Source organism: Serratia sp. SSNIH1, from assembly GCF_002935055.1.
GTDB lineage: Bacteria > Pseudomonadota > Gammaproteobacteria > Enterobacterales > Enterobacteriaceae > Serratia > Serratia nevei.
The window spans coordinates 2,324,166-2,336,499 of record NZ_CP026383.1 but is presented as its reverse complement, the minus strand read 5'-3'; the positions used below and the strand labels follow the sequence as shown (position 1 = coordinate 2,336,499).

Genomic DNA, 12,334 nt, shown 5'->3' with positions numbered 1-12,334 from the left:
ACGGCGCCAATCCGCTTTTGCGCATATCGAAATCAAAAAATGAGATTTAAAAAACGCGCCCGATTGCTGGTAGGTTTAAAACACTTCCTGTTTATTTTCTAATTAAACCTAACTTTTAGTTATAAGGAGTGGCAATGCGCGTTATATCACTGGCCGGCAGCCCACGCATCCCATCACGTTCCGCCGCACTGCTCGCGCTGAGCCAGAACTGGCTGCGGCAGCAAGGGGTGGACGTGACGGCTTATACCCTGCACGACTTCGATGCCGAAGACCTGCTGTATGCCAACTTCAACAGCCCGGCGATCAAGGCATTTGCCGACCAGCTGGCGCAGGCCGACGGCCTGCTGATTTCCACGCCGGTTTATAAAGCGTCGTTTTCCGGCGCGCTGAAGACCCTGCTGGATCTGCTGCCGGAACGCGCTCTGGATCATAAGGTGGTGCTGCCGCTGGCAACCGGCGGTTCGATCGGCCACATGTTGGCGGTGGACTATGCGCTCAAACCAGTGCTGGCGGCGCTGAAAGCGCAGGAAGTGCTGCACGGCGTGTTCGCCGACGACAGCCAGATCCAGCTGACCGGCGAAGGCGCCACGCTCACCGACGCCGTCGCCGCCCGGCTGGAAGAGGCGCTGGCCAGTTTTTATCTGGCGCTTGGCCGCCGCAAACCGCCCGCGCTGCGCGTCGCGTCGCCGCTGGCGGCGCGTCAGACCGCCTGAAATGCCTGGAAAAGGAGAGCCTGAATGAAAAAACGCATCGCTTTACGACGCTGGCTGAGCGCCGCAACCCTCACCGGCCTGCTGTCGCTGGTCTGGGCCAATGCCGCCGCGGCGCAGGATCCGGCGCAGTTCCGCATCGGCTACCAAAAAGGGTCGGTCAGCCTGGTGCTGGCGAAGAGCCACCGGCTGCTGGAGGAACGTTTCCCCGCCACCCGCATCAGCTGGATCGAGTTTCCCGCCGGCCCGCAGATGCTGGAGGCCTTGAACGTCGGCAGCATCGATCTGGGCAGCACCGGCGATATTCCGCCGATCTTCGCGCAGGCCGCCGGCGCTGACCTACTGTATGTCGGCGTTGAGCCGCCCAAACCTAAGGCGGAAGTGATCCTGGTGCCGGAAAACAGCCCGATCAAAACCGTCGCCGATCTGAAAGGCCATAAGGTCGCCTTCCAGAAAGGCTCCAGCTCGCACAACCTGCTGCTGCGATCGCTGCAAAAGGCCGGCCTGCAGTTCACCGATATCCAGCCCGCCTATCTGACGCCCGCCGATGCGCGCGCCGCCTTCCAACAGGGCAACGTCGACGCCTGGGCCATCTGGGATCCCTATTATTCCGCCGCGCTGCTGCAGGGCGGCGTGCGGGTGCTCGGCGACGGCACCAATCTGAACCAGACGGGTTCCTTCTATCTGGCGGCGCGCCCCTATGTCGAAGCCAATGGCACCTTTATCAGCCAGGTATTGACGGTGCTGACCCAGGCCGATGCACTCACCCGCAGCGACCGGGCACAAAGCGTGACCCTGCTGGCCAACGCCATGGGATTGCCGGAACCGGTGATCGCCAGCTATCTGGATCACCGCCCGCCAACCGCCATCACACCGCTCGATGCGCAGACGATCGCCGCGCAGCAGCAAACCGCTGACCTGTTTTACGCCAACCGGCTGGTGCCGGTGAAGGTTGACATCTCGCAACGCATCTGGCGCCCAAGCGCGCAATAACTCATGGGAGAAGATTAACGATGAGCCTGAACGTTTTCTGGTTTTTACCCACCCACGGCGACGGCCACTATCTTGGCAGCGCACAGGGGGCGCGCAGCGTCGATCACAGTTATTTGCAGCAGATCGCCCAGGCGGCTGATCGGCTGGGATTCGGCGGGGTACTGATCCCCACCGGCCGCTCGTGCGAAGACTCCTGGCTGGTGGCCGCCTCGCTGATCCCGGTTACCCAGCGGCTGAAGTTTTTGGTCGCGCTGCGGCCGGGCATCATCTCCCCTACGCTGGCGGCGCGCCAGGCAGCGACGCTGGATCGCCTGTCCAACGGGCGTGCGCTGTTCAATCTGGTCACCGGCGGCGATCCGGAAGAGTTGGCGGCCGAGGGGCTGCACCTTAGCCATGAAGAGCGCTACGAAGCCTCAACCGAGTTCACCCATATCTGGCGCCGGGTGCTGGAAGGCGAAACCGTCGATTTCGACGGCAAGCATATTCAGGTGAAAGGCGCCAAACTGCTGTACCCGCCGGTGCAGCAGCCGCGCCCGCCGCTCTATTTCGGCGGATCCTCCGCCGCCGCGCAGGATCTGGCCGCCGAACAGGTAGAACTGTATCTCACCTGGGGAGAGCCGCCGGCGCAGGTTAAAGAGAAGATTGAAGAGGTGCGCGCCAAAGCGGCAGCGAAAGGCCGCCAGGTACGCTTCGGTATCCGCCTGCATGTCATCGTGCGGGAAACCACCGAAGAGGCCTGGCACGCCGCCGACCGGCTGATCGCGCACCTCGATGAGGAAACCATCGCCAACGCACAGCAGGCCTTTGCGCGTTTCGACTCCGTCGGCCAACGGCGCATGGCGGCGCTGCACGGCGGCAAAAAGGATAACCTGGAGATCAGCCCGAACCTGTGGGCCGGCATCGGCCTGGTGCGCGGCGGCGCCGGCACCGCATTGGTGGGCGACGGCCCGACGGTCGCGGCGCGCATGCAGGAATATGCCGATCTGGGCATCGACACCTTCATTCTTTCCGGCTATCCGCATCTGGAAGAGGCCTACCGCGTCGGCGAACTGCTGTTCCCGCACCTCGATCTGACGCTGGAGGAAACACCCGCGCGCCTTCAGCCGGTGCGCCCGCAGGGCGAAGTGGTGGCCAACATCTATGTTCCGCAAAAAGTGTCGCAGAGCTGAGGAGCGCCCCGATGGCAAAGAACGCGCAACGCATCCTGTATCGGCTGGCCCCCTGGGCGCTGCCGCTGGCGCTGGTGATCCTCTGGCAGATCGCCGTCGAAACCGGCTGGCTGTCCAACCGTATTTTACCGGCGCCGAGCGCAGTGCTGGCCGCCTTCTGGAGCCTGAGCCAAAGCGGCGAACTGTGGCAGCATCTGAGCATCAGCAGCCAGCGCGCGTTGATCGGCTTTGCCATCGGCGGCAGCATCGGGCTGATCCTCGGCTTTATTACCGGGCTGTCGCGCTGGGGCGAACGCCTGCTGGACAGCTCGGTGCAAATGATCCGCAACGTGCCGCACCTGGCGCTGATCCCGTTGGTGATCCTGTGGTTCGGCATCGATGAATCCGCCAAGATCTTTCTGGTGGCGCTCGGTACGCTGTTCCCGATTTATCTCAATACCTATCACGGCATCAAAAACATCGATCGCGGCCTGTTGGAGATGGCCCGCAGCTACGGCCTGAGCGGTTTCCGCCTGTTTACACAGGTGGTGCTGCCGGGTGCGCTGCCGTCGATTATGGTCGGCGTGCGTTTCGCTCTCGGCTTCATGTGGCTGACGCTGATCGTCGCCGAAACCATCTCGGCCAATTCGGGCATCGGCTACCTGGCGATGAACGCGCGTGAATTTCTGCAAACCGACGTGGTGGTGGTGGCGATCGTGCTGTACGCCCTGCTCGGCAAGCTGGCGGACGTGGGCGCGCAGCTGCTTGAGCGCGTCTGGTTGCGCTGGCATCCGGCCTATCAACTGAAACAGGGAGAAGCGCTATGACCCTTCCCGCTCGCCTTGCGCAAGGCACGCCGGTGACGCTGGAGTCCATCGGCAAAGGTTACGGCAACCGTACGGTGCTGGACAATATTCAGCTGCACATCTCCGCCGGGCAGTTCGTGGCGGTGGTCGGCCGCAGCGGCTGTGGCAAAAGCACCCTGTTGCGCCTGTTGGCCGGCCTGGAACAGGCCAGCAGCGGCGTGCTGCTCAGCGGCAACGCGCCGCTTGCCGCCGTTAAAGAGGATACCCGGCTGATGTTTCAGGATGCGCGCCTGCTGCCGTGGAAAACGGTGATCGACAACGTGGGGCTGGGGCTGCGCGGCCAGTGGCGCGATGCGGCGCTGCAGGCGCTGGACGCGGTCGGCTTGGCGGATCGCGCCCGCGACTGGCCGGCGGCGCTGTCCGGCGGGCAAAAGCAACGGGTCGCCCTGGCGCGCGCGCTGATCCACCGCCCTCGCCTGCTGTTGCTGGACGAACCGCTCGGAGCGCTGGATGCCCTGACGCGCATCGAGATGCAAGGGTTGATAGAAACGCTGTGGCAACAGCACGGTTTTACCGTGCTGTTGGTCACGCATGACGTCAGCGAAGCCATCGCGCTGGCGGATCGGGTGATCCTGATCGAAGAGGGACGCATCGGGCTGGATCTCTCCCTCGATCTGCCACGGCCGCGCCGCAAAGGCTCGGCCCGGCTGGCGGAACTGGAAGCCGAAGTGCTGGAACGGGTATTATCGCCGCCGGCTACCGGGGCCAGCCCGCGCCAGGCGGCGAATTGAACGGATAAAAAAAGGGACGGCAAAAGCCGTCCCTTGATCTATTCAGCGTGAAAAAATCAGGCGTCGAGCGCCTTACTGATCTTCTCGTACAGATCGCCGGACAGATTTTCCAACCCTTTCAACTGTTCCAGCGCCTTGCGCATCAGCGCCTGGCGGCCCGCGTCGTAACGCTTCAGGCGAATCAGCGGTTCAATCAGGCGCGCGGCGATCTGCGGGTTACGCTGGTTGAGATCGCTGAGGATCTCCGCCAGGAACTGATAGCCGCTGCCGTCCGCCGCATGGAACGCCGCCGGGTTACCGGAAGCGAAGCCGCCGATCAACGAGCGGGTGCGGTTCGGGTTGCTCAGGCTGAACGAGCGGTGTTGCAACAGGGCACGCACCTTGCTCAGCACGTCTGCCGCCGGGCTGCTGCCCTGCAGCACGAACCATTTGTCCATCACCAGGCCATCCTGATGCCAGCGCTCGTCGAACGCCGCCAGCAGCGCATCGCGGCACGGCAGCTGGGCCGCGACCGCGGCGGACAGCGCCGCCAACGAATCGGTCATGTTATCCGCCTGGCGATACTGTTCGCTCACCAGCCGATCCGCCAGCGCCACATCTTCGCCGAACGCCAGGTAGCCCAGGCAAACATTGCGCAAGGCGCGCTTGGCGATCTCGGCGTGCTCCACACGGTAGCCGTCGGTCTTGTTGGCGTGATACACCGCCAGCCATTCATCGGCCAACTCACGCGCCAGGCAGCGTACTATCGCTTCGTGCACCGCAGCGATCGCTTCCGGATCGATGGTGGCGAACAGCTCGGCGATTTCGTTCTCCGACGGCAGCGTCAGGATCTGCGCCGCCAGCGCCGGATCCAGTTTTTCGTCCAGCAGCACCGCGCGGAATGCATCGGCCACGTGCAGCGGCAGCGACAGCGGCTGCTTCTGCTGGTGCCGCGCCACGTTCAGCTTGATATAGGTCGCCAGCAGGCTCTGCGCCGCATCCCAGCGCGCAAATTCATTGCGCGCGTGCTGCATCAGGAAGGTCAGCTGCTGATCGCTGTACGGATAGTCCAGCTTCACCGGCGCGGAGAATTCGCGCAGCAGCGACGGCACCGGCTTGTGCGCCACGCCGTCGAACACGAAGGTCTGCTCCGCTTCGGTGACGTTCAGCACGTTGTTGACCGGCAGGCCGCCCTTTTGCAGCGGAATGACGTTGCCTTCGCTGTCGTACAGTTCGATATCCAGCGGGATATGCAGCGGCAACTTCTCCGGCTGATCGGCGGTCGGCGCGGTTTTCTGGCTGACATGCAGGCGATACTGCTGGGTTTGTGCGTCGTATTCGTCGCGTACCGTCAACAGCGGCGTGCCGGACTGGCTGTACCAACGGCGGAAGCGCGACAGATCGACGTTGGACGCATCCTCCATCGCCTGCACGAAATCGTCGCAGGTGGCGGCGCTGCCGTCGTGGCGTTCGAAATAGAGCTGCATCCCTTTCTGGAAGTTCGCTTCCCCCAGCAAGGTGTGCATCATGCGGATCACTTCGGAACCCTTTTCATACACCGTCAGGGTGTAGAAGTTGTTCATCTCGATCACTTTGTCCGGGCGGATGGCGTGCGCCATCGGGCTGGCGTCTTCGGCGAACTGCGCGCCGCGCATCACGCGCACGTTATCGATGCGGTTGACCGAGCGCGATCCCAGATCGGAACTGAACTCCTGATCGCGGAACACCGTCAGCCCCTCTTTCAGGCTGAGCTGGAACCAGTCGCGGCAGGTCACGCGGTTACCGGTCCAGTTGTGGAAGTATTCGTGGCCGATCACCGCTTCGATGTTCAGGTAGTCCTTGTCGGTGGCGGTTTCCGCCTTCGCCAGCACATATTTGGAGTTAAAGATATTTAACCCTTTGTTCTCCATCGCGCCCATATTGAAGAAATCGACCGCCACAATCATATAAATGTCGAGATCGTATTCCAGGCCGAAGCGGGTCTCGTCCCACTTCATCGAATTCTTCAGCGAAGTCATCGCCCAGTCGGCGCGATCCAGGTTGCCGCGATCGACGAACAGCTCCAGCGCAACCTTACGGCCGGAGCGGGTGGTGAAGCTGTCGCGCAGCACGTCGAAGTCCCCCGCCACCAGCGCGAACAGGTAACAAGGTTTCGGGAACGGATCCTGCCATTGCACCCAGTGGCGGCCATCGGCCAATTCGCCCCGGCCGATGCGGTTGCCGTTCGACAGCAGGAACGGATAGCGCGCCTTGTCGGCCACGATGCGGGTAGTAAAGCGCGCCAGCACATCCGGGCGATCCTGATAATAAGTAATGTGGTGGAAGCCTTCGGCTTCGCATTGCGTGCACAGCGCATCGCCGGACAGGTACAACCCTTCCAGCGCGGTGTTTTTCGCCGGGTGAATGTCGTTGACGATGGTAAGAGTGAATTGTCCCGGCAACTCTTCGATGATCAGTTGGTTATCCTGCTGACGATAGGCACTCCACGGTTGACCGTCGACCTGAATGCTCACCAGCGTCAGATCTTCGCCATCCAGCACCAGCGGGGCGCCGGCCGCACCCTGACGTTTGATTTTACTGACGGCGGTCACGCGCGTGGTTTCCGCATCCAGACTGAAGTCCAAATCGATATCGGTCGTGGTGTAATCAGGCGCGCGATAATCGTGGCGATATTTTGCCTGTGGCTGTTGTGTCATAAAAACCCTTAAACGTCTCAGTGAGTTATAGGTGCAGGCCGCTCTTCTCCTCCGCGCCGCAGCCGGTGTGTTCCCCTGCGGCGCACGGCGGACCTGATTGTGAATAAACTGTATCACAGCTGGCCGAAAAGCCCAGAGCCGCCGGGCGACCACGAGAGAGAAATCAGAGGCAAATCATAAATCGCCGCCAGACGACAGCGCGGGTGACCAATGGCTAAATAGAAATCAGCATTTAATGCTAAAAAAACGCCGTCCGGGCGCGCCGGCATAGTTGAGGCGGCACAAGCGGCATAGTGGTATAATTGCCAAATCAGGCCCAGGGATGACTCGCACTATGAAAATCAAATACGCAATCTATTTTTTTACCCTGTGCCTGATGACCTCCTTCTCGCTGTTCATCGTCGAGGAGCTGCTCGAAGCCCATACCGACTACCGCGATAACCAGCTCAACCTGTATAAGATCGATCGCGCCAAAGAAATTTCCGAGGCCTTCCAGGCCTCACTGCAGGCTCACCGCCTCAAACGATTGAGCCTGATCGATCCGCAAATCACCCGCGCGCAATGTTTGGCCGCCGATCGGGCGGCGCGTGAGAAAATTACCCGGATCCGCGAACATCTGAACGACACGGTCGCCAGGCAGCTCGGAGTACGGCAAAAAATCGCCGCGCTGTCGATGATCGGCCTGATGGAACAGCTGTTGGATAACGACAACCTGCAGCTTTCGCAGGTCAACAACGCCAATGCCAATCTGTTCAACATCAACAGCGCCTATTACATCTCGCAAACCAGCAAGAGCTATTATCGCTACACCTACGATACCCGGATGGTGGATACCGATTCCTTTATGTTTCTCGAGGCCATTCGCCTCAACAACCGGCTGAATATGTCACTGACGGAGTTAAGCGATCAGATTATCGACGTCAACGTCAACCCGCTCGATCGCAAAGACGCCTACCTGAAGTCCATTCAGTTGACCGGCGTGCTGAACGCACTGAGCACCCGATTGATCTTCATGAAGATCAACTACGACGACGTGCAAACCACCGAGCTCGTCAATCAGTTGCTCACCCTGGTGTCGGCCGAACGTCTCAAGCAGGTCACCGATGGGTTATACACCGCCATCAACACCCAAAAACCCTATCCCGCAGCGCTTATTTCGCGCTATGTCGACGAGCTGAGCGGACTTTCGCAGGCGCTGTATCAACGCAGCTTCGAGCTGGAAACCGTCGCTTCGCGTCACAAAATTTACGATAGCCAGACCACCATTTACGGCATGATCGCGCTCGCCGGCCTGGTGGTGTTGCTGTTCATTTTGCCGGCGCTGGTGTTCTGCACCAACATCAACCGTTGGCTGACCAAGACCCACAACAATATCGTTCGGCTGTCCCGCGGCGAGATGAATATCGATCGCAACGACGCCTTCTACAGCCGGGAACTGATCGCCATCAGCGACGCCATTCAGCAGCTCAGGCAATACCAGCTGGACAAGGTCTCGCTGGAAAGTGAGAAGCAACTGTTGATTAAAGAGCTCGAGGCCTCTTCCTTCCTCGATCCGCTCACCAATATTTATAACCGCCGTAAATTCTTCCTTGAATGTCAGCTGCTGGGTGACAGCAGCTATCCACAGGCCTTTTGCCTGATCGATATCGACAACTTCAAACAGCTCAACGACAGCTATGGCCACGACGTGGGTGACCAGGCGCTGGTGGCATTCGGCCACCTGCTGCAACGCGCGTTCCGCGCCAGCGACATTTTCTGCCGCTACGGCGGCGAAGAGTTCGCGGTGCTGCTGGGCAACTGTTCGTTGGACAACGCGCGGGACATCATGGAGCAATTGCGCACCCGTACTCATCGCCTGACGCTAAATCTGACCGACGGACGGCAAGTGCGTTTCACCACCAGCTGCGGCATTGCGCCGGTCAACGCGTTCACCGCGCTGCAGGCGGCGATCAAACAGGCGGACGAAGCGCTCTATTTTTGCAAAAAGAACGGCAAGGATCGGGTCAGCGTACACACTCAGGTCGGGTTTATCTGATTCGCTGTTTAAAATAATTAACATTATAATTTTTATGACTAATTAGGCTAAGTCATTCACCTTACACGCATATCTGGCTTTTTTTCTTCCCCGCCGCCGCCAGGCCGCCATAAAGGCACGTTTAATCCTCGACCCGCTTTGGTGATTTATGGTGTGATGCAGCTTCAATAACAGGATAATCCGGGTATACTCCACCCCCACTTTTATGATTATCCGGATTTGGACACGCGCCTGACGAGGATGCTGTAACGCGCTATGACTCAATACGCTTCCCCGATTTTGACATCACTGCTTGATACCGATGCTTATAAGCTTCATATGCAGCAAGCAGTGTTCCATCGCTATCCCGCGATCAGCGTGGCGGCGGAATTCCGCTGCCGCGGCGACGAACTGCTGGGCGAATATGCCGACGAGATCCGCGCCCAGGTGGCGCTGATGAGCAGGCTGGCGCTGACCGACGCCGAATTCGCTTATCTCTCGGGCCTGCCCTTCTTCCGTCAGGATTATCTGAACTGGCTGCGGACGTTTCGCTACGATCCGCAGCAGGTGATCGTCGAGAACCGTGACGGCAAGCTGCACATCCGCATCGCCGGGCCGTGGCGCGAAGTGATCATGTGGGAAGTGCCGCTGCTGGCGGTGATCAGCGAAGTGGTGCACCGCCGCCGCTCTGCGCAGGTGACGCCGGAACAGGCGGTGGCACATCTGCAGACCAAGCTGGCACAGTTCAAGACGCTGGCGGGCGATCTGGACCTTTCGCGCTTCAAGCTGATGGACTTCGGCACCCGTCGCCGTTTCTCTCAGGGCGTTCAGCAGGCCATCGTCAGCACCTTGCAGGCCGAATTCCCGTACTTATCGGGCACCAGCAATTACGATCTGGCTCACCAGCTCGGCCTGGTGCCGGTCGGCACGCAGGCGCATGAATGGTTCCAGGCGCACCAGCAGATAAGCCCGGTGCTGGCCAACAGCCAGCGCGCCGCATTGCAAGCCTGGCTGGATGAATACCCGGACCAGCTTGGCATCGCGCTCACCGACTGCATCACCATGGACGCCTTCCTGCGCGACTTCGGCCCTCAGTTCGCCGAGCGTTATCAGGGGCTGCGCCACGATTCGGGCGATCCCGTTGAGTGGGGCGAAAAGGCCATTACCCACTACGAGAAACTGGGCATCGATCCGATGAGCAAAACGCTGGTGTTCTCGGACAACCTGGATCTGGATAAAGCGCTGGCGCTCTACCGCCACTTCTATCAACGCATCAACCTCGGATTCGGCATCGGCACGCGCCTGACCTGCGATATTCCCGGCGTCAAGCCGCTGAATATCGTGATCAAACTGGTCGAGTGCAAAGGCAAACCGGTGGCCAAGCTCTCCGACAGCCCCGGCAAAACCATTTGTCAGGATCAGGCGTTCGTCAGGGCCCTGCGCAAAGCCTTCGATCTGCCGCTGGTGAAGAAAGCCAGCTGATCCTTCTTTATATAGGGAGAAAGCCGGCCCGGTTCACGCGCCGGCTTTTTTGTTTTTATCCCGAACGCCCTCTTTTCAGCCAGCCACGATAAATGTTGCGCCAATCCGATGATTTCTGCTTGTGCTCTGCACCGCGGCAAGTAACATAGCCATTACCCCCATATTCTTGGGTTGTAAGCTATTTCTAAACCAAATTATTAAAGAGAGAAATCTATGAGCGTAGTGCCTGTAGTCGACGTACTGCAAGGTCGTGCTGCGGTTGACAGTGAAGTCACCGTACGCGGCTGGGTACGTACCCGGAGAGATTCAAAAGCTGGTATCTCCTTCCTGGCCGTCTATGACGGTTCCTGCTTTGATCCGTTACAGGCCGTCGTTAATAATTCTCTGCCGAATTATCAGGATGAAGTACTGCACCTGACCACCGGTTGCTCGGTTGAAGTGACCGGTAAGGTCGTCGCCTCACCGGGCGAAGGCCAGAGCTTCGAACTGCAGGCCACCGCGATCAAAGTGGTCGGCTGGGTCGACGATCCGGACACTTACCCAATGGCGGCCAAACGCCACAGCATCGAATACCTGCGCGAAGTGGCCCACCTGCGCCCGCGCACCAACCTGATTGGCGCCGTGGCGCGCGTGCGTCATACCCTGGCGCAGGCGATCCACCGCTTCTTCCATGAAAACGGCTATTTCTGGGTGTCCACCCCGCTGATCACCGCCTCCGATACCGAAGGCGCCGGCGAGATGTTCCGCGTGTCCACGCTGGATCTGGAAAACCTGCCGCGCACCGACAAGGGCACCGTCGACTTCAGCGAAGACTTCTTCGGTAAAGAAGCCTTCCTTACCGTTTCCGGCCAGCTGAACGGCGAAACCTACGCCTGTGCGCTGTCCAAGGTTTACACCTTCGGCCCAACCTTCCGCGCCGAAAACTCCAACACCAGCCGCCATCTGGCAGAATTCTGGATGATCGAGCCGGAAGTGGCCTTCGCGACGCTGGACGACGTTGCCGGCCTGGCCGAAAGCATGTTGAAGTATGTGTTCCAGGCGGTGCTGGATGAACGTGCCGATGACCTGAAATTCTTCGCCGAGCGCGTGGATAAAGACGCAATCTCTCGTCTGGAGCGTTTCGTTTCTTCCGATTTCGCCCAAGTGGACTACACCGACGCCATCGAGATCCTGCTGGCCTCGGGCCAAACCTTCGAAAACCCGGTTTCCTGGGGCATCGATCTCTCTTCCGAGCATGAACGTTACCTGGCTGAGAAACACTTCCAGGCGCCGGTGGTGGTGAAAAACTACCCGAAAGACATCAAAGCGTTCTATATGCGCATGAACGAAGACGGCAAAACCGTCGCGGCCATGGACGTTCTGGCACCGGGCATCGGCGAAATCATCGGCGGCTCGCAGCGTGAAGAACGCCTCGACGTCCTCGACCAGCGTCTGGAAGAGATGGGGCTGAATAAAGAAGACTACTGGTGGTATCGCGATCTGCGCCGCTACGGCACCGTGCCGCACTCCGGTTTCGGCCTGGGCTTTGAACGTTTAATCGCCTATGTCACCGGCGTGCAAAACGTGCGCGATGTGATTCCATTCCCACGCACGCCACGTAACGCAAGCTTCTAATTTATACGATCAAACGTTTTTTAAACGATTTCGTTACAAAACAAAGGCCAGCATCGCTGGCCTTTCGCATTTTTTAATATTGACGCACGTCACAAAGTTCC

At 59.8% G+C, this 12,334-nt stretch carries 9 protein-coding genes; 8 read left to right on the top strand and 1 reads right to left on the bottom strand.

All coding sequences use genetic code 11. The features are described from left to right. The first annotated feature begins 134 nt into the window (after nucleotides 1-134). Genes ssuE through ssuB form a run of 5 tightly spaced genes read left to right on the top strand, consistent with a single transcriptional unit; the run spans nucleotide 135 to nucleotide 4,448 of the window. On the top strand, nucleotides 135-713 hold the full coding sequence (gene ssuE, locus C3F38_RS11185; RefSeq protein ID WP_038874250.1) for an NADPH-dependent FMN reductase: 579 nt from the start codon (nucleotides 135-137) through the stop codon (nucleotides 711-713). A gap of 24 nt (nucleotides 714-737) precedes the next feature. Next, a complete protein-coding gene (locus C3F38_RS11180; RefSeq protein WP_038874248.1) occupies nucleotides 738-1,703 on the top strand; it encodes a sulfonate ABC transporter substrate-binding protein in 966 nt (321 codons plus the stop codon). A gap of 20 nt (nucleotides 1,704-1,723) precedes the next feature. Continuing rightward, entirely contained in the window at nucleotides 1,724-2,872 is a 1,149-nt protein-coding gene (gene ssuD, locus C3F38_RS11175; protein WP_055316262.1) for an FMNH2-dependent alkanesulfonate monooxygenase, read from the top strand. 11 nt (nucleotides 2,873-2,883) lie between these two features. After that, the gene (gene ssuC / locus C3F38_RS11170; RefSeq protein ID WP_033646585.1) at nucleotides 2,884-3,678 is read left to right on the top strand and encodes an aliphatic sulfonate ABC transporter permease SsuC; all 795 of its coding nucleotides are present in this window, start codon (nucleotides 2,884-2,886) and stop codon (nucleotides 3,676-3,678) included. Further along, nucleotides 3,675-4,448, top strand: coding sequence for an aliphatic sulfonates ABC transporter ATP-binding protein (gene ssuB, locus C3F38_RS11165; protein WP_038874242.1), 774 nt, complete (start codon nucleotides 3,675-3,677; stop codon nucleotides 4,446-4,448). The genes ssuC and ssuB overlap by 4 nt, the downstream gene beginning before the upstream one ends. Before the next feature lie 56 nt (nucleotides 4,449-4,504). Here the strand turns inward: ssuB and pepN are convergent, their stop codons facing one another. Next, nucleotides 4,505-7,123: an aminopeptidase N gene (pepN, locus tag C3F38_RS11160; RefSeq protein ID WP_055316260.1), complete on the bottom strand. Its 2,619-nt coding sequence runs from the start codon at nucleotides 7,121-7,123 to the stop codon at nucleotides 4,505-4,507. Nucleotides 7,124-7,457: 334 nt separating this feature from the next. On the opposite strand from pepN, the gene C3F38_RS11155 reads away from it, so the two are divergent. The 3 genes from C3F38_RS11155 to asnS all read left to right on the top strand — a co-directional run bounded on the left by C3F38_RS11155 (nucleotide 7,458) and on the right by asnS (nucleotide 12,233). Next, on the top strand, nucleotides 7,458-9,158 hold the full coding sequence (locus C3F38_RS11155) for a GGDEF domain-containing protein (protein WP_055316259.1): 1,701 nt from the start codon (nucleotides 7,458-7,460) through the stop codon (nucleotides 9,156-9,158). A gap of 255 nt (nucleotides 9,159-9,413) precedes the next feature. Further along, complete coding sequence (pncB, locus tag C3F38_RS11150; protein ID WP_055316256.1) at nucleotides 9,414-10,619, top strand: nicotinate phosphoribosyltransferase; 1,206 nt, start codon at nucleotides 9,414-9,416, stop codon at nucleotides 10,617-10,619. 213 nt (nucleotides 10,620-10,832) lie between these two features. After that, the gene (gene asnS, locus C3F38_RS11145; RefSeq protein ID WP_038874233.1) at nucleotides 10,833-12,233 is read left to right on the top strand and encodes an asparagine--tRNA ligase; all 1,401 of its coding nucleotides are present in this window, start codon (nucleotides 10,833-10,835) and stop codon (nucleotides 12,231-12,233) included. Nucleotides 12,234-12,334 lie beyond the last annotated feature (101 nt).

Coding starts and splice junctions, on each gene's coding strand:
- ssuE (WP_038874250.1), top strand. CDS start 135: ATGCGCGTTATATCACTGGCCGGCAGCCCACGCATCCCATCACGTTCC.
- pncB (WP_055316256.1), top strand. CDS start 9,414: ATGACTCAATACGCTTCCCCGATTTTGACATCACTGCTTGATACCGAT.
- ssuB (WP_038874242.1), top strand. CDS start 3,675: ATGACCCTTCCCGCTCGCCTTGCGCAAGGCACGCCGGTGACGCTGGAG.
- ssuC (WP_033646585.1), top strand. CDS start 2,884: ATGGCAAAGAACGCGCAACGCATCCTGTATCGGCTGGCCCCCTGGGCG.
- C3F38_RS11180 (WP_038874248.1), top strand. CDS start 738: ATGAAAAAACGCATCGCTTTACGACGCTGGCTGAGCGCCGCAACCCTC.
- pepN (WP_055316260.1), bottom strand. CDS start 7,123: ATGACACAACAGCCACAGGCAAAATATCGCCACGATTATCGCGCGCCT.
- asnS (WP_038874233.1), top strand. CDS start 10,833: ATGAGCGTAGTGCCTGTAGTCGACGTACTGCAAGGTCGTGCTGCGGTT.
- C3F38_RS11155 (WP_055316259.1), top strand. CDS start 7,458: ATGAAAATCAAATACGCAATCTATTTTTTTACCCTGTGCCTGATGACC.
- ssuD (WP_055316262.1), top strand. CDS start 1,724: ATGAGCCTGAACGTTTTCTGGTTTTTACCCACCCACGGCGACGGCCAC.